Here is a 22,257-nt window from a genome sequence, read left to right as displayed (position 1 = left end):
TTAATTCACTTCTTTTTGCAATAAATAATTACTCAAAGCATTAAACATAAAAGCATTTGACCATCGCATATATGAAATTTTTGAGCTAACCCCTTGCTTCAGTTGGTAATAGAAATAACCTTTTTTGTTTTGCATGTTATGAATAGTCCATAACATTACTTTATCGGCTAGTTTACTATGATTTTTAAATTCATTACAAGTTGCTAAGGTAACAGCTAATTGCCCTGGACAATGTATATCTATTGGGTAGGTTTTATTGTGATAATATTTTGGTGTACCATCATTCTCAAAAAAATTATCTATATAATATTGAAACCCTTTTTTTATATTTTCTGTAAAAGTTTTATCCCCTGTATTATCTTGATAATATTGAATGGCATCTAAATTGTAGCCTGTATGAAAACTATCTTTCCATGATTGTACAGGCAATAATCCATATATCCAAGAACCGTCTTTTTCTTGTCCTTCACACGCTGCTAAAATTGCTTTATAAGCCAATTCTTTATAAGTATTGTTTTTTGTATATTTATATACTATACTTAGCAACTTTGCTCCTAAAAGCGAAGCATTATATACCGTATTATTTCCGTTTAAAGGACTGTATGAAAACAGAAAACCATTATTATGAGGCGTTCTAGATAAGTCATTGACAACAAATTTAGCAGATGACAATGCTACTTCTAGGTACTCTTTATTTTTTGTAATCTCATAAGCTTCAAACAAAGCTGAAGCACAAAATGTAGTCGCCACTACTGTAGGTGTATACTTTGGAAACAAAAATAAACGTCTTGCCTGCCAATCAAAATTATATCCCCAACACGCACCAGAATAACCTTTGGTTTGGAGTTTTATAAGCAAATTTGACATTTCAACTATCTTAGCAAATAACTCCTCTTTTGATCCAAAGCTATTGTTTCCATTTTCTGCAATCTTGTATAGATTACAATAACCTGATAAAAATAAGCCTATTCCCTTTGCATTGTATTGTTTTGGCACCAACAATAGCTTTCTAAAATTGATAGGACTTCGCTTAAACCCTTGAATCCAAGCTAATCGCGCTAAATCCCAGTGTTTTAATGGTAGTGAGTTAAATACTTTAGAATTTAAACCATCATAAGGATCCCAACCTTTGTAGTTTTGGGATTCGCAATAACTTTTTAACTCTAAAAAAGATGTTATAATTTTAGACATTACTTATTATATTCTCTAATTGCACAACTACTTTACTTGCTAGAAAATTTTGAGTTGCGTATTTATGATTATATTCACTTATTCTATGACGTTTATTATCATCTTGAACTAAGTTCAAAATTATTTTATAAAAATCATTGGGATCTAAACTTTCAATAAGATGACCCATTTTATCATTTTCAAAAAAGTCAACTAAACCTCCTACGGGTCTAGAAACAATTGGCAAGCCAAATGCCATTGCTTCTAAAACTGATGTTGGCATACCTTCGCTATACGAAGGTAAAACATATATATCAGCATTATTAAATGCTCTTTTCAATTTTTCATTAGACACATGCCCTAAAAACTCAACATCAGATATATTTTTATTTAATACTGTTTCTTTAACCTCTTGTAATTTTGAACCATCTCCTGCTATAGTTAAGGTTACATTTGCACATTGTTGTTTAAGCAAACTATACGCTTCTAATGCTATAAAAACTCCTTTATATTCTTCTACACGAGTTAAAAACAAAATATTTACATGAGTATTACTATTTTTAACACTAAAGCCTTCCAAAAGACTATCTTCAACCTTTGTCGTAGTAAGTTGAATAGGTTTTGTAATTCCCCATTGTCTTAAATCTTGCCTAAAAGATTCTGCTAAAACAAAAAAACCATTTGCTTTATTATATGTTTTAATAAAATTAGATGAATTTGCACTAATCACTGTAACCATATCTGGAGACCAACCGTGAAAAAACACTTGAACTGATTTACCAAAAACCTTAGCAACTCTTAAAAACAATCCATCTCTTTTTAAAGCTGTTTTACCAAGAGAAGGGTTTAACACTATTACATCATAACCTCCAAATACACATAATACCATAAACTTTATATAATCGTAAGGCAATAACATGAATCCAGGTAAGCCAAACCGCCTGCCTACTTCGTTATAACTAACCTTCATTGACCAAAATGGGCGTAATCCTTTATAATGATTACCCACTCCTCCAGATAGTGATAAATGAGGTATATTAATGAGTACTTTCATTTAATAACGTTGCTTTTTTAACTTAAAATATTTATAAAGGAATACCAAAAGTTCAATTTTAAAAGATTTATAGCTAACCCATTCTCCATTATACTGGACTTTATTACCTCTTGCTCCAATTTTAAACTCATATACCTTGTCTGTGCTATGGTTACTTGGCGGTATACGCCCAAAATCAAAATAATCTATACCTTCTTGCTTTAAACTTTTAAAAATATATTCAACCATAAAGTATGTTGCGCCTCGGTACTCTCTACTTTTATCACTATTAGACGCAAAAATATCATAAGCATATGCCTTGTGCACTTGCACTATCCTAAATGCTAATGTTTCATTATCTGGAGTAGAAACGACATATAGCTTAACACTACTATCGCTCAACAAGACTTCTATTTCTGAAAACCCAACAACATGAGTCATGTTTTTTGTCTTTGCCATCTCACTAAATAACGTCACAAACTCTTTAATTTGACTGACACTTGGTTGAGTAATTTCTTGAAAAATCAAACCAGATTTCTCAGCTACCTTAACATTTCTTTTCCAACTTCTACTTCTATTTTGTTGTTCATCTCTTAGATTGTTTTCTAAAGTAAGTGGACAAGAGAAGGTGCCAATAGGTCTTTTAAATCCAGCACGTCTTATACCTATTTCGAAATCTATATTATACTTATTATTAGAATCTATTTCAACAGCTTCAAAACTCGATTGTATATCCTGATAAAACTCTTTGATTATTTTTTCATCGTTGATTTTATTATATGCTTCTCCATTGATTCTAATGATGGTTTTGTTAAAAAATGGAATTTTACTTTCTACTCCCCATGCCGCTATTAAAGGCTCTTCTGTTGAATTAACAAAAAAACGTACCTTAGTTTCTTTACCAACTATCATATTACACCATGCTTCGGACTGAGTAAAAGGCACATACTGCATTTGTTGTTGTAACTTAAAGAAGTTACTATGATCTGTTATTTCAATCATGCTTTTTTATAATGTTTTATATTCATCTTGGAGAACATTTTGGATAATATAATATTTTTAGAAATCGTAAAACCCGATTTTAATTGGACTTTTATAGCAGGTGTATTTCCTTTAAGAACAGTCACTACTGCTTTATTTTTTCCTTTATCTAAAATAGTTTTTAACCTTAATATATTTACTTTCCCATGATAACCTTTTCCTCTATATCTAGGATCACAAAACGAATCTTCTAATAAGGCTTCACTTTCTAGCAAAGGTATTTTCTCATTAAAACCAAATGGTAAACCTATATATTTATAAGATATCCAACTATAATACACTAATATTTCATCTTTAAAAATTCCGTAAACATCATAATCACCACTCTCAAAACGTTCTTTATAAAGTGTTTTTTTATTATCATCTAGATAGTCGCAACAATCAAAATCTTTTAGTGTTAATGACTGTACATCAGAATAATCATAATTAGCCAACCTATTTTGTATATCTTCTGAATCAAGTTCTTTTTCAAAATACAATAGTACTTCATACATAAAACCAAGACGCCTAAAAATCGATTTCACAATTCTAGATATCGCGCCTAAACCATATTGTTTAAATAATGATAAGATTTTACTCATAATAAATCTTGAATATTATCTACATCTTCTTTGATAATCTTAGCAGGGACACCACCAACAACAGAATTTGCATTTACATCTTTAATCACTACTGCATTAGGAGCAATTATAACATTGTCTCCGATTGTTATTGGTCCTAAAATTCTTGCTCCAGCACCAATAAAAACATTACTTCCTATTTTAGGAACTCCCATTCTCTTTCCTCTACCTCCAATTGTTATACCTTGACCTATTAAACAGTTTTCACCCATTATTGTATTTTTATGCAATACACATCCTATACCCCAATAAGCAAATTTTGTTCCCTTCCCTATCAAAACAGATGATGGCACTCTAGAATTATAAATTAAAAATATTAACACTTCAATTAGTCTAGAAATCAAAACTAACTTGTAAGAATAACATTTATGTGCAATTCTATATAAAAAAATTAAATCCATGATACACCAAAATAATTCATTATGATTTTAAATACTATTACGTTTAAACTATCAGATGCATTCACTCCAATTCTTTTGAGTTCTAAGTGGTTCGTACCTTTATCATTTACTCCAGGTAGTATTGTAAACCCATAGTCATAATTGAGTGTTTTACATAAGGCAATTGTTTCAGAATTATATAACCCATTAGGGTAAGCAATTGTATTTACATTTGTGATTTCTCTTAAAATAGTGTCACATTTTTCCATCTCACTTAATTGCTCCGATTCTGTTAAAAAGGATAATCCTTGATGGTTATGTGTATGATTACCAAGCTTAAAACCATTATTTACAATCCCCTCCAAATCTTCATTATTCATCATCCTAACTTCATCGAGATTAATTTCATCATAAACCTTACTTATATAATCAATAGAATCCTTATCATAATTTTTAGTTCCTTTATATAAATATCTTGGAATAGACTCAAATGATTTATCTACTTTGTTTAACTGAACTAATAGTCTAATTTTATCATGCATCAACATATCTCTAGTACCTGTTAGTGATGTTACAATGAAAAAAAATGCTTTAGCATCATACTTTTTAAGTATAGGTAATGCAATATTATAATTATCTTTATAACCATCATCGAAAGTTACCAAGACTGAACATTCTTTAGCAGTAGATTTGAAAAACTCACTTGGATATGAAAATTTAAAATGTTTATTAAAAAACTTTATTTGTTTTTCAAAACTTTCCTCATAACCTGTTTCTAGAATATTCCCGCGCTTTAACTTATAATTATTATACTTGGAAAAGTTATGATAATTAAACACATAATAAAGTTTGTTTTTCTTACTAAACTGTTTAATTAAATAAAAAACACCAAATATTCTAAAACCAAAACCAATCAATTCTTTGATTATATGACTAGCTAATTTTTTCATGAAATAATATTTAATGATTTATACAGTTGATACTTATAATCCAAATATTTTGGACTTTTAAATATCGCCAATAGTGGCATTATGATAAATGTTAACTTTAAAGAAACGATAAAATCAGATGAATAAACAAAATGAATTATTAAAAATATAATTGCAATTACTTTAAAGAAAGAATATGAAATTGGATCTTTTTTAGTTTTTGTTTTTAAGATTGTAACAAGCATTAGCCAACAAAACACAAAACTAAATATCCATCCTCCTGATATTAGTGTATTAGAAAACCCTACTATACCATAAAAAATACTAATTGAACTTAAAAAAAACTTATCCTTAATTTTACCAAAACCATAACCTACAATAACACTTCCCGCGTCAACAAATGAAGCCTCTAGTGCATTAATAGTTGTGTTAGTACGTCCAATAGAGCTACCTCTTACATCAGTTGCAGATTCATACTCTTTTGAATAATCATTCATTTTAGCTACGATTTCAGAATAACTTTCATTACCCGTTAAGTTATAACTAAAACCCTTAGAGTTAATCACACCATAAAAAAATACTGGCAACATCAGAATGCTTACTAAAACTAACTGTCTTACTTTTTTACGCTTTAATCTTTTTCTGGCTAAAAAAACTGTAATTAAGACAATTAATGGCACAAGAATATAAACACCTCTTTTCCCACTTGAAAATGCTACTAAAACAGCTGACATTAAAAACAAAACTAATGATATGAGTTGCTTCTTATTAAGTGATTTATTATATAAAAAGAATAAAGTAGAAATAGCTACAATTAACACAGGAAAAGACGTAGCAGTAGTACCTCCAAGACTGCTCATTATACCTACATAACCTTCAACTCTTATACCTAAAACAAAAAGATTAAATGCTGCAGCAATACCTTGAATTACTATGCAAAAATAAATTGTTTTTAAAAGTATAGCGAACTGTTTGTTAGTAAGTCTCGAATTATACATTTGATTAAAAATAAGATACGAAAAAACTATATATCTTATATAAAGAAACATATCTACGAATGACGATGAATTACCTATTACAACAAACATTGAAATGAAAAGAAACCATAAAAATGCTTTACTTCCAGGTACCTTAAATGAATATTTAAACTTAAAAAACACAGCCAACAATAAAACAAAATCGATAAAATACTTAATAACATTATCAACAATAAACAACCTCTCCCATAATCCCTGAGTGTAAACAAGAAGAATTGAAAAAATAATAAGATTGAATTTTAGTTTATACATATTAAATTGAAAGGCAAAAATCTATGAGTTTTTTAGATTGTTTTTCCCATGTAAAATTATTTTTGACAAATTCTATTTGACCCAATTGAGAATAGTCTGCAACGAGTTTATTCTCCACAATATTAATAATTGCTTTTTCCATTTCTGCAATTTGATTATTCGCCTTTGAATTAAAATAAAACACTTTATCTTCAAAACCATCAAAAACATCTGTAAAAGCCTCATAGTCTGGAGCTAAAACCTTTTTTCCCATAGCTAAATACTCCATTAACTTTATTGGACTTGACACTCTCCAAGCTAAAAAATTTGGGAATGGTAAAATTGGCAAATCAGAGTCTTGTATTAACTGAGGCACCTCATCTAACTTTACTGGAGGAGTTAATATACACCAATCTGATAAATTATTATTGCTAATATAATCCTTAATAGATTGATCAACACAAATACCTACTTGATGCAAAACAATTTTGTAACCTTTTAAAACTAAATTTTCACAAGCTTTTATTAACAATAAGTTACCTCTAGACTCTGAAATACCACCATGATAAAAAACCCTAAAAGGTGCATCGTCTTTTGCAGTATTTACAACTTTTTTCGCGTTAAAAACATTTAAATTCACTCCAGAACTCCAATTAACTGTTTTAAATTGTTTTTTTAAACTATAAGGTTCCATTATAGTTTTTTCCATAAAAGGTGTAATAAAGCTAAATCCATCAAAAAATTTAATTGCAAACTTAAACTTATGATGCAGTGCTTTCATATCTGTGTCAAAGCTCTCAATAATAGTAGGTGTAGTTCTTATATCTACAATATATTTATTGTTTTTATTTAATAAACGAGATAAAAACAATGAAGGTAAAACATCTAATATCAAATCTTGGTTAACTACTATACGATTATTATTCGAAAAGGCAATTTGCATCGCCTTTAGAACAACTAACAATCTAAAGCTTATATATTTAATTATTTTATTTGATGAAACACCTAAATATTTAATGTTATTATCTAATCCATAGGTTTCTTTTCTCTTGGCATAAGTACAGTAATACCAAAATGGTACTCCCATTTTATTAGCTAATTTCAAAGGCTCTATTTCTGTTGAATAGTTAGTAACCCTATCTAATTGTTTTTTCTCAAACCAATGTATTTTCATTCTAAAACAACTTAGTTATTCTTTGTAAATTTTTAGAAATATCATGATGTTCTAATGCATAAGCTTGAGCAGCAACAGACATTTCATTTAAAATAGATTTATTATTTATTAAAAACTCTAACCTAGTCACAATACTATTTAAATGACTTTCGACAAACCCAACATTATGCTTTATCAATATATTATCTGGATTAGAATTCATAGAAATAACAACAACTTTTCTTAACCAAGCTTGAACAAATGTATTTGAAAAACCTTCTGCGAGACTTGTATTAACTAAAACATTTGATTTACATAAAATAGCATTTACTTCTGAATTAGTCAATTCACCTAAATACTCAAAATTTGATATTTCTCTTAACTTTTCAATATCTTCTAAATAAGTACTAGATGATCTACCAATCATTGTAAATTTTACTCTTTTATCATTAGCAAAATTTTCAACCAAGCTTAAAAAAACTTCAGGTTGTTTTATATGCTTTAAATTTGCTATCCAAACTACATTAATTAAATCTTCAGATTTCTTAATTACATTTTCATTTTCTACCTCCGAGGATTGAGTAATTAATATTCCCTCCCTATTATAATAACGCTTTAATAATGATTGTTGCTCTAAATTTTGCACAACTATTTCTGTACAATTATTTATTGTTAAATTCATTAATTGCTTTGCTATAATATCTCTAGGTCTCAACAATGATACTTTTTCTATAGACTTAGGAATATCATTATCAGAAGCCACAGCCCAAACGTGTGGAATCTTATTTTTTAAAGCATACTGTGTTGCAAAACCACTCCAAGAGGAATATGTTCTTGTATAAATACCGTCTGGTTTAATTCTATTTAAATTTCTAAATATTTCTTTTTTAAAATATATCCACCTATCTCCAAATCTCTTAGAGCGTAACTTTGAAGTTAAAGGTATTAGCTCAATATTATGTTTGTTTTCAAATGGTATTTTTTTGTCTTCATATATATAGTACACTCTATAATTTTGAGTTAATAACTCTTCAATTAAGTATAATATTTGTAGCTCAGCTCCACCCATAGCTTGTTGCCAATATGCAGTATGTAAAACAACTATTTTTTTCATTTAGTGGTAACTCCTGCTTTTTTCAAGAAATCATCAAAGCCATCAAAAACAGGCTGATTATTCTCTTTATAAAACTCATACGCATCTCCCATCTGCTTTTTTATTGGCAATCCATCTATTAAATCATCTCCTTTCAAAAACAAAGGAAACTCTTCCCAAAACTCTTCAATTCTTGGTCTTCTATTAAATCTAGTTTCAATACTCTTTGCATATTTTAAAGCCTCATCAATGCTTAACTCTTTTCTTTTTAAATAATAATCTTCTAGAGTAGACACCACTTTAGCAGGCGCTCCAACAGCAACAGAATTAGGCGGAATGTCTTTAGTAACTACCGAACCAAAACCTATAATACAATTATCTCCTATAGTTACATTTTTGAACACAGAACAGTTTCTTCCAAAATAAACGTTATTACCTATTTTAACTTTACCTGATTGAGGAATAAACTCTTTATATTTATTTAATAATACATAAAACCCACCATCATGAGTTAAAATAGTTAAATTTTTATTTAATCTAACATTACTTCCTATTTCTAATAAAGAAGGCCTTGTAGTATCAATTGAAAGTGTTTTAACATCTGGCGTTATCCATAAATTATCCCCTATCTTAACCCCCTTTTTTCTTAAAAATTTAACAAATCTCTTAGGAGATGATTTTGCCCATCTTAACTGAAGATTAGTGATTTTATTTTTGATTCTTCTTTTCATTTTCTGCTTGGTTATTATCATCTCTAACACGAAATGATCTTTTCATCATAATTTCAAAACTACTCTTAATTTATTTAGATAAAAAGTGAATGAAGTGTTTTTAATTAAAACATTAACTATTATAAAAACTAGTAAAAATACAACTATAAAAACCATTAATCTTAATAAAAGAAAGCTTGTAAAAGATTCATAAATTGAATAAGCTAAAGCAAAAGATAAAAGCGGTGCTATTATTTGTGAAAAAATTATTTTCAATTGCTCATATGGAAAAAAAGATATGTATTTACCACAAGTTACTATATAAAAAAATGCAGATATATACCTTGCTACTACCTGCCCTAAAATAATTGTAACAATTGAATATTTATAAGTAATAAATAATGCTAATAAAATTAAACCGTTTCTTAAAAAAGTTAAGTTCCTATATATCTGAGGCTTATTTTCAACTTTAACTATATTAGCATTTAAACTAATTAATGGCTGAAACAAAAAAGAAACTAATAATAGCTGTAATAAAGGTGCTGTTGGCAACCATTGATTACCAAATAATAATTCTAAAATCAAATATGCGCTTCCAATTATAGAAAAGGTCATAAAAAAGTGAATAAACAAAAAGTGATTCATAATATTTATATACATCTTTTTTCGCTTCACTAAGTCAGTCTCTTTGGATAGTAATGAATATGATGTAGTTAGGACAATAGAATTAACACTATTAAAACCAACCTTATTAATTTTAACCCCTTGATTATAGTAACCTAAAGTTGCCGAACTATGGAACTTCCCTATAAACACTGAATATAAATTATCTCCTAATTGATTAGTAAAATAAGATATAAGCATATTATTACCAAATTTCCTCATTACCTTATATCTAGACCAACTAAAATAAAAAACTGGTTTCCACTTATTTAAAACAACAATCATCAATAAACTAAAAAAACCTATTGAAATAGCCTGAACAACTAATGCCCAATATCCCCAACCTGAGATTGCTAAATAATAAGCAATAAAAAAGGCTAATAAATTACTTGTAATTTGGATAACAGCAATATTTTTAAACAGTAACTCTTTACGCATTCTTGTAAACTCAGTTATAGAAATAGATTTAAAAATAATACTAAGTCCTAATATTCTTGTTATTTCAACAAGTTCAGGTTTTTGATAGAAATTTGAAATCAAAGGAGCTACACAATAAAGAATAAAATAAAATAGAATTCCAAATACTACATTATGAACAAAAATGGTTGAAAAATCTTTTTTATCAGCATTAGCATCTCTTATTAACCAATCAGCAAATCCTGATTCAGTAAAATTCCATGCAATACCAATAAATATAGCTAACATAGCAATGAGCCCATAATCATCAGGTGTTAATTCTCTAGCAATCAAAACATTTGCTACAAAACCAATAATCTGTACTCCAAACTTATTTATTGCACTCCAACTGTAATAATTCACAATAAATTATTTAACTAATATGTTATCAAAATCATATCCAAATAATTCTATATCCTTAGCATAAATCTCTGCAACTATTTTTTTAGTTTTTTCATTATAATACTCATGATAAGATTTTATTTTTCTAGATTTAGTAATATTTTTTTTCATTAATAAAACGTCTTCATCAATTCCAAATTTACTTTTAATATGATTATAATCTTCTTCAAGATTTTCAAAATAACCTATAAAATCAATATCAAGTTTTTCTTGAACTAACAAAAAATCAAATTGTGGTATAAAATGAGTAAACGAGATAACCTCTTCCTTACGTAAATAGTTCACTACAAAGTCTTCAAAATCATTTACATTAGACAAGTATTTATCTGCAAACATTTTATCTTGATTACAGACACCTCCTTCTTTTAAAAAAAAATATGCAGACACCAACCTATCCCAAGGGTTTCGAACAATTGTAAACTTAAAAGCTTTTTCAAGTTCACTTTCTGAAAAAATAAGCTGATAATCTCTTAACTTAGTATGACTTCCTACCAAACATCCATATATAGTTTTAGATAAAGATCGACCCGCAGATTTTGGAATTCTAATGAAAATACTGTTAGTTTCTTTAAAAGGCTTGAGAGAAAGTGTGTTTTCATTTAAAACCTCCTTTTCCTTCATTTTATTTAACAACATATACCTAAAAGGATGTACTAGAACGTACAAATATCTTCTATATTTATAATTTAGCCCCCAAAAAAAAGTATTATCCGGATTATTTATCAGAAAACGAGTTCTTGTAATACTAAATCTTGGCTTAATTATTTTTCTTATAACATTTTTCATATTAAAAATTCACCTCTTATTTTTTAATAAATTTACGTATTCGTCCTAAAGGCAATACTAACCACATTCTTTCATGAATATAATAAAACACTGTTTTAGTAATTATCTCTATTAAAGCTATAGTAAGTGCTAAATCATTTGCATTATCAAGAATTGCCCCAGCAATTATAAATGTCATTATAGTGGCAACTACACGCCAAGATATAGTTTTATACAAAGTTCTTACTTTTGCTGTACGATGTGACATATCAATTCTCTGCCACACTCTTTCGTGTAAATAATATACCACAAATTTAAACCCAAATTCAAATAACCCAATTGCAAACGCTTCTTCTAAACTACAATTATCGCTATAACAAGTTACAGCCATAACCACCAATACAGTATCAATAATTGCTACAATGCGCCATGTAAAGCTTTTTATAAGACTTCTTAGTTTCGATTCGGTTTTATATGGTTGTTCTTTTTGTAGATTCACGTGACAAATAAACCAATAAAAAACCAAAAGAGCTAACTTTAATCCTCATTTTTTAACACTTTATCGATAAAAAAGTAAGCCTTGTAATATTAATAATTTCTTAAAGTATAGAAAGATTTAACTTGCTTAGTTTTACTATATTTGAGTTCGCAATTTTTAAAATTACATTTATACAATTATATTTTTTTATGAAACAATTTTACATTTTAATGTTAACCATATTTACGGTTAATTTTGGCTTTGGGCAAACAGAAATTTTCAATGAAACTGGAGGTGGTTCTGCTCCAACAGGATGGGCTTTCACCAACAATATTACTTCTGAACCAATTGACAAAGGTACTTATTGGTTAGTTGACGCTGGTAGCCCTAGTGATATAATAACAACCTCAGCATATGACCTTTCTTCTTACACCAATGCTGAATTCACTATGGACATAAGATCATTTGGAAGTGGGACTCATAGACAAGCAAAAATAGAAATTTCATATGATGGTGGCTCAAATTTCACTCAAACAGAAATTTCAAACACCACTACTACTTCTTACTCAAATATTGGTACAATTACCTTAAACAGTGTTTCAAATCAAGTAGTATTAAGAATATCTAATAATGGTAGCTCAGGTAGAGGTGTAAGAATGCAAAATTTGGTTTTAACTGCTTCTGGAGCTGTAACAACAGATACTGAGATTGAATTTTCTTCAACATCAGCTACAGTATCTGAAGGAGATGGCACATATAATCTAGAGCTAACTATTACAAATGAAGATGCTGCAAACGCAACAACTTGTAATGTAGTTATTACTTCTGGAGATGCTAGTGATGTAGATAACTATACAACTCAACTAGTGACATTTCCAGCTAACGACAACACTAATCAAACTGTTGTAATAACTATAACCGATGATGTAAATTTTGAAACTGACGAGACTATAACCTTTAGCATTCAAAATGTTTCAGGTGGAAATAATGCAGCTGTAGGCACTAATAATAATTTTGATTTAACAATCACTAATAACGACCCTGATCCTTCTATAACTATTGCTCTTCAAGATTTTGACAGTACAACACCAGAATGGGGTTATAATAATGACATTTCATTTTTTGATAATAACTGGGGAACTGATGGTTATTATGGTATTATTGATATTTCTTCTGCATCACCTATAAACAATAGTAATATGCAAGGAAATATATTAGGCGAAAATGATTTAGATGACGAAGGGAATGGAACTACAGGTTTTGCTACCGTTTCATTTGAAACTATTGATATAAGTAATTTTGACTTTGTCACTTTATCATTTGACTGGGATGTTGTTGGTTATAACGCAAATAATGACGATGCTCGTTATGAAGTTTTTTATGATGGTATTGGACAAGGAGAAGTATATCTTTTAAACGGAGGAGTAGATGCTCAAACAAATGAAGGTTCTGTTTCTTTAAACATTCCTAACACTGTCAATACAATTAGCTTAAATATTGAAATTAGAAATAACGGAAATACTGGATATTCTGGATTTGATAATATCAAACTAACAGGTATTTTTAATGGCTCTACTTACTCGGCAGCATCATGGACACCTACTGTACCAAGCAATTCAACGAGCTCAACTAATGGGTTGATTAGAGATGGAAATTACATCATTAATTCTGATATTGAACTTAACTCTCTTTATATACTAAATGGAGCTACTGTTACCATAGAAAAAACAGGAAACCTAACACTTACAAACAACTTAATAAACCTAGGTACTGTATCATTAGAATCTGATTCTAACGAATTTTCAAGTTTAATTGTAAATGGTATAGCATCTGGTAATATAAATTACGAGCGTTTTACAGCTCAAGTTGGACCAACAGGTACAAACGATCTTGTTTCTCCTCCTGTAGCTGGCCAACAATTTGGTGCTTTTGCAACAGCTAATACTGGTGTTCTTGCTGAGTCTAGTGACTTAAGGGCTTTTGCACCTTTTGACAAAACTGCTCCTACTGCTGATTATGTAAATTACGATGTAACTGTAAATAACACTACTCCTATAAATCCTGGTACTGGATACAGAGCAGGAACTAATACTGGTAGTACACTTACTTTTAATGGAACTGTTAATACAGCTAGTATTAATGTACCTATTTCTCACTCTGGAAATGGTTATGAAGCTTGGAACCTTATAGGTAACCCTTACCCTTCTTATATTTCTCTTGATGACTTTTTAACTGAAAACACAAGTGAGCTTGATCCTTCTGCTGTTGCAGTATATGGTTACGATGGTGATGCTAGTAATGGTTGGCATATTTGGAATGCTGCTTACGAATTAGCTAATCCTGGTAGCTTGATTGCTCCTGGTCAAGGATTTTTTGTAGCTTCTAAAACTGGTGGTGGTTCTATTGATTTTACTACTACCATGAGAAGTACTGGATCTAGTGACGACTTTATTGGAGGTGATGTCATGAACCCTAACTTTGCTTTAGCTAGCTTAGAGCTTACTAAAGACGCAAACACTTTTAATACTGACATCTACTTTATTGATGGGCAAACTCGTGGTCTAGATGCTGGATATGACGCTGCTTCATTTAACAATAATGCTAACATATTCACAGCTCTAGTAGAAGACAACAACGGTGTTAATATGGCAATTCAAGCTTTACCATATAACGATTTTAACGATGTAGTTGTTCCGCTTGGTATTAAAGCTAATGCTGGTGAGCAAGTAACAATTGGGTTAGGTAATAATACTGTTCCTAACACAATAAACATTTACTTAGAAGATACTGGGAATAATACTTGGACGTTACTAAACGATGGCGATTATACTTTTACACCTTCTAATACATTAAATGAAACTGGACAACTATATGTACATTTTAATGCTGACACATTATCCAATAGTGAAAGTACATTAAACAATATTACTATTTATGCACCTAACAACTCTAATACCATTATTGTAAAAGGGCAATTATTAGATAATACTAACTTTTCTTTATTTGATGTTCAAGGAAGAATAGTTATGACTAAATTATTAGATTCTAACAACAATACAAACGTTATAAACACCTCTAATTTAAGCTCTGGTATTTATATTGCTCAAATTACTAGTAATGGAATAAACAAAACACAAAAAATTATTGTTGAGTAAACTCAATTTTAATTAATCGTTTTTTTTAAAAGCGTAACACCCAAAAAGTGTTACGCTTTTTATTTACCTCAAATTTAAAAACTTATCAACACGAAAACGTTTGCGTAAAATACTTAAAAGTTCATTTATATATATTTGATAGTGAGTCAAAAAAAACTAATCAACTGTTATGAAACAAAAATACCTTGCGCTACTTTTTATCTTATACTTTTTTACTTTAAGCACATCAGCACAAACAACCTATTATTGGAGAAATGACCAAGCATCCTCAGCTTCTGGTCAATGGAACAATTCAAATAATTGGTGGAATGGTTCACCTAATTTACCTGGTGGAGCAGAAGTATTATATTTAGATGGTACAGTAGGTAGTATTATGACTAATGACTTACCTTCAACTAATAGATTTAGAATAGAGTTCCATGACGCAGGAAATTCAAGAATTATAAATGGAATTGTAGAAAACACATTCTATGATTATGGAGGGAATAATCCTAAAATTGAAAATTATTCATCTACAAACCATACTATTGCTTTCCCTATAAAAATTGGATATAATCCAATGGAAATTAATCCTATTAATGGAAACTTAACTATTACTAGCAATATTGATAATAACGGTAACTATTTAGACATATATGGCAATAATTCAAATCAATTAACTGTTGATGGTATTATATCTGGTACTGGAGGTATTGTATTAAAACAAAACTCATTATTAGAATTTAATTCCAATAATGTATATAGTGGAAATACAAATTTAGAATCTGGTGTATTAGTATTAAATGGGAGTCTTATCAATAGTGACATTACTGTCATGAATGGTGCCACTCTGGAAATAAACTCAAATGATATTACGATTAAATCGTTAACGGTTGATGCGGGAGGCATCGTAACTATAAAAAAAGGCAATAGCTTAATTATTTCTAACAACCTAACTAATAATGGTACACTTACGTTAGAATCAGATTCTAACGAGTTTTCAAGTTTAATTATAAACGGTATAGCATCTGGTAATATAAATTACGAGCGTTTTACAGCTCAAGTTGGACCAACAGGTACAAACGACCTTGTTTCTCCTCCTGTAGCTGATCAACAATTTGGTGCCTTTGCAACAGCTAACAATGGTGTTCTTGCTGCATCTGGTGACTTAAGAGCATTTGCTCCTTTTGACAAAACTGCTCCTACTGCTGATTATGTAAATTACGATGTAACTGTAAATAACACTACAACTATAAATCCTGGTACTGGATATAGAGCTGGAACTATTACTGGCAGCACACTTACTTTTAATGGAACTGTTAATACAGCTAGTGTTAATGTACCTATTTCTCACTCTGGAAATGGTTATGAAGCTTGGAACCTTGTTGGTAACCCTTACCCTTCTTACCTTTCTCTTAACGAGTTTTTAACTGAAAACACTAGTGAGCTTGACCCTTCTGCTGTTGCAGTATATGGTTATGACGGTGATGCTAGTGATGGTTGGCATATTTGGAATGCTGCTTACGAATTAGCTAACCCTGGTAGTCTAATAGCTCCTGGTCAAGGATTTTTTGTAGCTTCTAAAACTGGTGGTGGTTCTATTGACTTTACTACTACTATGAGAAATACTGGCTCTAGTGACGACTTTATTGGAGGTGATGTTATGAATCCTAACTTTGCTTTAACTAGTTTAGAGCTTACTAAAGAAGCAAACTTGTTCAACACTGACATCTATTTTATTGATGGACAAACTCGTGGTCTAGATGCTGGATATGATGCTGCTGCATTTAATAATAATGCTAATATCTTCACAGCTCTAGTAGAAAACAACAATGGTGTTAATATGGCAATTCAAGCTTTACCTTATAACGACTTTAATGATGTAGTTGTTCCTCTTGGTATTAAAGCTAATGCTGGTGAGCAAGTAACTATTGGATTAGGCAATAACACTATTCCTAACACAATAAACATTTACTTAGAAGATACTATAAACAATACATGGACTTTACTTAACAATGAAGATTATACATTTACACCATCTAATACATTAAATGAAACTGGACAATTATATATTCATTTTAATGCTGACACATTATCTAATAGTGAAAGTACATTAAACAATATTACTATTTATACACCTAACAACTCTAATAACATTATTATAAAAGGGCAATTATTAGATAATACTAACTTTTCTTTATTTGATGTTCAAGGAAGAATAGTTATGACTAAATTATTAGATTCTAACAACAATACAAACGCTATAAACATATCTAATTTAAGCTCTGGTATTTACATTGCTCAAATTACTAGTAATGGAATAAACAAAACACAAAAAATTATTGTTGAGTAACCAATATTATTAGATTGTTAACTCCCTTTTATAATTAAAAAAAAATGTTATTTTTGGAATCAAATTTAATTCTCCCATGAAAAAAAATTTAAACAAAGACCAAATCACTCGTAAAGAGGCCCTAAAAAAAATGGGGAAATATGCGGCATTAACAGCTGCTGGAACTTTCCTTATTTTAAACCCTCAAAAAGCTCAAGCGAAATCTCCACCAGATGCTGGAGGTAATCCTTTTGAATAAAATATAAGTTTATGAAAACCAATTGGACTCCAACATACACAAAAGGTGTTGGAAATAGTTTCCTATTATGGTTTGAAAACTCAAACTCTTATGTAGTAATTGATTCTTTTTTGAATCAATTACTACATTTTTTTTTACTTGCTAAAGATAAAGCTGATTTCTTGGCCTCAACAAAATCAATTGAGGGTATTCTAGAATCTCAAATTGAAACTTACTACGATGAAATTTATAACTTTTTAGAACGCTGTAATACAATACAAAAAGAAGAATCACCTACAAGCAAACACAAAACAATAGAAGTAGACATTTCGCACCTTTATAACATCAATGGTGTTACTTTTAAAATCAACTATGGCTCATCAGTTATAAAAAGTATTATTCATCCTCAATTAGCTTATTTGTCAACAGCTTCAAACTTAAAAACACCTCAACACACTTTTGGCATTTTACTAATTGATTCTCATTTGTGCTTATTCAATAATGACGAATTCATTAATGCGTATCCTAAAAAGGATTATCACCTTTTACAAGGAAAACTAGCAATGCAACTACTATGTGCTCTGTACAAAAACACTGAACAGAATTGGCTTAGTACGTTTCATGCCTCTACTGTTACAAATGGAAAGGAAGCCATCATGTTAATAGGTAATTCTGGTAAAGGCAAAAGTACTTTTACAGCTTTGCTAACACTAAATGGTTTTAATCTGGTTGCCGACGATTTAACACCTTTAAGAGATGATAAGAAAATTTATTCTTATCCAGCTGCCATATCTATAAAAGAAGGTGCTTTTAACACTATTGAAACCTACAACCCTAATTTTAAAACTGAAAAAGAATATTTCTTTGGCCCCAAAAAAGGTCAAGTAAAGTTTTTAAAACCAAACAACAAACAAAACTTCAACAAAGGTTACGCTTGCACTAAAATTGTGTGTATTGATTACAACAAAAACAATAAAAACTCATTAAGCATTTGCAACCCAGAAGATGCCTTAAATACACTAATACCAGAATCATGGTTATCACCTGATAAAAACCATGCTAAACAACTTTTGGATTGGATAAGTCAAATTACTTTTTATAATTTAAGTTATAGTGATACTGATTTTGCTCTAAAAGAATTTTCTTCATTATTTAACAGTTAAACAATTATTGTAACTTCACCATTCAATATTAAAAAATGGCTAATACCCATAACACATTACAATTAATAGCAGACATATTAAGTTTTGAAGATAATCAAGATAGGCTTCAAAACAAGCTTAGTAGTAATAATGATTTGGATGATTTAGTTATTAATGGCAGCAAACACTTAACATTACCTGCAATTTACTGCAGACTTTCTTCAAAAAACTTGTTATCCTATTTACCTCTTGAGTTACAAAACTACTTAGAAGAATTAACCATTATAAATAGAAATAGAAATACTTCTATACTATTACAGTTAAGACATATAATAACTTTATTTAACGAACACAGGATCAATTATGCTCTTTTAAAAGGTTCAGCCTTATTATATGCTAACTTTTATAAGGATATAGGCACAAGAATGATTGGAGATATAGATATTTTAGTGCATCCAGAACATTTAGAAACAGCCTATTCACTGTTAAAAAAAGAAGCTTATATACCTATTGAAAGCACTTTTGGTGATGATTTTTTTGAACATAAACATTTACCTAGACTAAAGCACGACACTTATATTTGCGCTGTTGAAATTCATAGGAAAATTTTAAGTAAAGAAGTCAAAGAGTATTTAAACCCAATAATTGCTTTAAAAAGCAAACTAAAAGTTAACGATTCTTTTATTTTATGCTACAAAGACTTATTTCATCATTCTATCTTAAACTCGGAAATAAATGATCAAGGCTATATGCTTAACACTATAAACTTTAGAAGCATTTATGACACCTTATTAATAACAAATAGATTAAATGCCCCACTAAACTTATCAAAGTATCAGAAAAGCTATTTAGCTAAAGCTAGTATATACTTTAAAGCCTTTAGAAAGTTTAAAACATCAAAGCATCAAAGATTTCTCAGCTATAGCTACAAATTAAAACAACAATATACTTTATTACATAAAATATCACATATATGGCATAAAACAAGAAATTTTTGTTTTACTATTTTACATAGATTACTGATTTTCACTACTAATTCATCTTACAGAAAAGCTGCTATAAAAGACAGGAAACGACTTACAAACATCATTTTTAAGAAAATTTTACCATTTTATCGATGAAAAATGTATTTTAGCCTTTTATTAACCCTCATAATTACTATATTTACCCTTTAAAATCCCAAACAATGAAAAAAATACTTTTACTTATTATTTGCGTAAGCTTTTATTTTTCTGCTAATAGCCAAAACACAAGAGACGATCAATACAGCATTAGTTTAGGTGTGAATGCCGTTAGTAACTTAGGTACTCGTTCCCCATTTGAAAAATTTGATGATTGGGCATTCGAAAACCCTATTGCTTTAGGTTTCCAAGTTAAATGGAATAAGCTTTTTGGTGTAGAGCAATCTGTTAGTTTTAACAAGTTTACTCAAAACTCTTTTATTGATGGTGCTGTTCTTAGTAAAGACCATAGCTACTTTGCTACAAACACAAACTTCAAATATTACGTAGGAGAACACTTAATTAACTCTGAAAAACTAGACATCTTTTTAAATGGAGGTATTGGTGTATTTCAAATTGAAGACTTAAACACATCTTTAAATGCTGGTGGTGGTATTACTTACTGGTTTAGTGAGGAAATTGGAATTAGATACCAAAGTCTTGCTAAGTTCGCATTAAATACTAAGGACTATATTTACGACAACAATCACTTCCAACACTTTTTTGAATTGATGTACCGTTTTTAATCTCTTAGATTAAATAATTAAATTATAAAAAAAGGCTCCTAATTTCTTAGGAGCCTTTTTCAAACACTACTTACTAAAATTGATCCAATAAATAATTTATCAAATCAGTTGTCGTAACTATTCCAACTAATTTATTATCATCAACTACTGGAATAGCATGAAATTCTCTTTTTGTTAATACTTCTGCCACCTGTTTAATAGAAGCTGAAGAAGGTGCACTAACTAAGTTTTTAGCCATAACTTGCTCTATGGTAAACATATTATAAACTATGGTATCTACTGAATGTTCGTCTTCGTCTACTGCATCAGCAAAACTTATTCGTAATAAATCTGTATAACTTAACATTCCTATTATTTGTTGATTTTCAACAACAGGAATATGTCTAATATTTTTTGATTTGAATAAATGTTCGGCATGCTCAAGACTATCAGACTTAGACAAAGTAATTACCTCTCGAGTCATTATTTCGGAAATTGGTGTATGAGCTTTCATCTTTACTTGCTTTAAAATTCTTTATTAAAAATAGTAAAGAACACTATCATAAATTATGATAAAAGTCATGTAACCTTAATATCTACACTAATATCCTGCAAAATTAAAATTAAGCATCTGTTTTGTTTTAAGATATAACTGTGGAAATTGAGCTTTAAATTGCTTAGGTGTTTCAATAAAATTTTCAATAATTACAGCAATAAACTCGTACTGATTTGTATAGGCATATTCTCTAAAATATTTTGATTCAATAAGCCTTAAACGCAACGATTCATTTTTAGACAAATAACTGGTTAACTCTTGAAAAGATTCATTAAATATAATTGCACTAATATCTTCATTATTAAAACTACTTAAATGGATCGCATGAGCAAACTCATGAACACCAAGATTTAAGTTGTCATTTTCAATATCATAACCTTCTTTAAAATGTTGCCATGATATTACCAGCGACTTTAATTTTGGATTAAATTCACCTTTATGATGTGTTTCGTTAGTAGTTGAATAAAACGCTTCAGGGTAAACAATTATAACATCTATTAAATCTATTAAGTATTTTCTAAAACCAAAAGTAAGCATCACTGCTGTTGCTGAAATAAGCACGTACATATCGGTTGTTAACTCTAAGTCTTGCCTACCTACAAATTGTTTATTATTAATAAACACACTTACTCTATGCTGAAAACGCTTTTTTTCTTTAGCAGTTAACTTATTATAAAACGAAAATTGTGATTCTAGTACAGCTAACTCAAGTTTAGATAATTGCCTATAGGTTATTTTTTTGTGCAAAAAAAAAGGCTTTTTATATTTTGAAGCATATACTTGTTCAAAAAACACATAAAATCTACTTAATACCACAGCTGCCATTCCTCCAAAAAAAAGAAAAAGAAAAAATAAACGTAATATTGGGTTCATTACTGTTTCTTCTGGTATATCTTGGAGCATCAATATCATTTTATAAATATAAAAAAAGCAAGCTATTAAGCTTGCTCTTTTAATTATTATTAACA

20 protein-coding genes are annotated in these 22,257 nt (G+C 29.3%); 5 read left to right on the top strand and 15 right to left on the bottom strand.

Annotated elements, in window-relative coordinates:
- The 13 genes from ACLII3_RS10170 to ACLII3_RS10110 form a co-directional block, all read right to left on the bottom strand.
- Positions 1-1,191, bottom strand: coding sequence for a delta-aminolevulinic acid dehydratase (locus ACLII3_RS10170; protein WP_412984121.1), 1,191 nt, complete (start codon positions 1,189-1,191; stop codon positions 1-3).
- Complete coding sequence (locus tag ACLII3_RS10165) at positions 1,184-2,224, bottom strand: glycosyltransferase family 4 protein (protein WP_412984120.1); 1,041 nt, start codon at positions 2,222-2,224, stop codon at positions 1,184-1,186. The genes ACLII3_RS10170 and ACLII3_RS10165 overlap by 8 nt, the downstream gene beginning before the upstream one ends.
- On the bottom strand, positions 2,225-3,205 hold the full coding sequence (locus ACLII3_RS10160) for a hypothetical protein (protein WP_412984119.1): 981 nt from the start codon (positions 3,203-3,205) through the stop codon (positions 2,225-2,227).
- A complete protein-coding gene (locus tag ACLII3_RS10155) occupies positions 3,202-3,825 on the bottom strand; it encodes a hypothetical protein (RefSeq protein WP_412984118.1) in 624 nt (207 codons plus the stop codon). Before ACLII3_RS10155 ends, ACLII3_RS10160 begins: the two co-directional genes overlap by 4 nt.
- Positions 3,822-4,265 (bottom strand): serine O-acetyltransferase, encoded by a 444-nt coding sequence (locus ACLII3_RS10150; RefSeq protein WP_412984117.1) that lies wholly within the window; start codon positions 4,263-4,265, stop codon positions 3,822-3,824. The genes ACLII3_RS10155 and ACLII3_RS10150 overlap by 4 nt, the downstream gene beginning before the upstream one ends.
- On the bottom strand, positions 4,256-5,194 hold the full coding sequence (locus tag ACLII3_RS10145; RefSeq protein ID WP_412984116.1) for a polysaccharide deacetylase family protein: 939 nt from the start codon (positions 5,192-5,194) through the stop codon (positions 4,256-4,258). Before ACLII3_RS10145 ends, ACLII3_RS10150 begins: the two co-directional genes overlap by 10 nt.
- Positions 5,191-6,171: a hypothetical protein gene (locus ACLII3_RS10140; RefSeq protein ID WP_412984115.1), complete on the bottom strand. Its 981-nt coding sequence runs from the start codon at positions 6,169-6,171 to the stop codon at positions 5,191-5,193. Before ACLII3_RS10140 ends, ACLII3_RS10145 begins: the two co-directional genes overlap by 4 nt.
- Positions 6,172-6,463: 292 nt before the next feature.
- Positions 6,464-7,615, bottom strand: a complete 1,152-nt coding sequence (locus ACLII3_RS10135; RefSeq protein WP_412984114.1) for a glycosyltransferase — start codon at positions 7,613-7,615, stop codon at positions 6,464-6,466.
- Between the two features lies 1 nt (position 7,616).
- Positions 7,617-8,708: a glycosyltransferase family 4 protein gene (locus ACLII3_RS10130; protein ID WP_412984113.1), complete on the bottom strand. Its 1,092-nt coding sequence runs from the start codon at positions 8,706-8,708 to the stop codon at positions 7,617-7,619.
- Positions 8,705-9,418, bottom strand: a complete 714-nt coding sequence (locus ACLII3_RS10125; RefSeq protein WP_412984112.1) for an acyltransferase — start codon at positions 9,416-9,418, stop codon at positions 8,705-8,707. The genes ACLII3_RS10130 and ACLII3_RS10125 overlap by 4 nt, the downstream gene beginning before the upstream one ends.
- 45 nt (positions 9,419-9,463) lie before the next feature.
- Entirely contained in the window at positions 9,464-10,879 is a 1,416-nt protein-coding gene (locus ACLII3_RS10120) for a lipopolysaccharide biosynthesis protein (RefSeq protein WP_412984111.1), read from the bottom strand.
- Between the two features lie 6 nt (positions 10,880-10,885).
- Complete coding sequence (locus ACLII3_RS10115; RefSeq protein ID WP_412984110.1) at positions 10,886-11,539, bottom strand: sulfotransferase family 2 domain-containing protein; 654 nt, start codon at positions 11,537-11,539, stop codon at positions 10,886-10,888.
- A 181-nt stretch (positions 11,540-11,720) separates the two neighbouring features.
- Entirely contained in the window at positions 11,721-12,182 is a 462-nt protein-coding gene (locus ACLII3_RS10110) for a DUF2061 domain-containing protein (RefSeq protein WP_412984109.1), read from the bottom strand.
- Positions 12,183-12,370: 188 nt separating this feature from the next.
- Between ACLII3_RS10110 and ACLII3_RS10105 the strand changes: the two genes are divergently transcribed.
- From ACLII3_RS10105 to ACLII3_RS10085, 5 genes are all read left to right on the top strand, one after another.
- Entirely contained in the window at positions 12,371-15,316 is a 2,946-nt protein-coding gene (locus ACLII3_RS10105; protein ID WP_412984108.1) for a T9SS type A sorting domain-containing protein, read from the top strand.
- Between the two features lie 169 nt (positions 15,317-15,485).
- Positions 15,486-17,648: a T9SS type A sorting domain-containing protein gene (locus ACLII3_RS10100; RefSeq protein ID WP_412984107.1), complete on the top strand. Its 2,163-nt coding sequence runs from the start codon at positions 15,486-15,488 to the stop codon at positions 17,646-17,648.
- A gap of 249 nt (positions 17,649-17,897) precedes the next feature.
- The gene (locus tag ACLII3_RS10095) at positions 17,898-19,028 is read left to right on the top strand and encodes a hypothetical protein (protein ID WP_412984106.1); all 1,131 of its coding nucleotides are present in this window, start codon (positions 17,898-17,900) and stop codon (positions 19,026-19,028) included.
- A 35-nt stretch (positions 19,029-19,063) separates the two neighbouring features.
- Complete coding sequence (locus tag ACLII3_RS10090) at positions 19,064-20,128, top strand: nucleotidyltransferase family protein (RefSeq protein WP_412984105.1); 1,065 nt, start codon at positions 19,064-19,066, stop codon at positions 20,126-20,128.
- Between the two features lie 65 nt (positions 20,129-20,193).
- A complete protein-coding gene (locus ACLII3_RS10085) occupies positions 20,194-20,754 on the top strand; it encodes a hypothetical protein (protein ID WP_412984104.1) in 561 nt (186 codons plus the stop codon).
- A 73-nt stretch (positions 20,755-20,827) separates the two neighbouring features.
- Here the strand turns inward: ACLII3_RS10085 and ACLII3_RS10080 are convergent, their stop codons facing one another.
- Positions 20,828-21,247, bottom strand: a complete 420-nt coding sequence (locus tag ACLII3_RS10080) for a CBS domain-containing protein (protein WP_412984103.1) — start codon at positions 21,245-21,247, stop codon at positions 20,828-20,830.
- 87 nt (positions 21,248-21,334) lie between these two features.
- Positions 21,335-22,192: a zinc-dependent peptidase gene (locus tag ACLII3_RS10075; protein ID WP_412984102.1), complete on the bottom strand. Its 858-nt coding sequence runs from the start codon at positions 22,190-22,192 to the stop codon at positions 21,335-21,337.
- Positions 22,193-22,257 lie beyond the last annotated feature (65 nt).

Source organism: Pontimicrobium sp. IMCC45349, assembly GCF_047219225.1.
In the GTDB taxonomy this organism is placed as follows: domain Bacteria; phylum Bacteroidota; class Bacteroidia; order Flavobacteriales; family Flavobacteriaceae; genus IMCC45349.
This window is presented reverse-complemented; position numbering and strand designations above follow the sequence as displayed.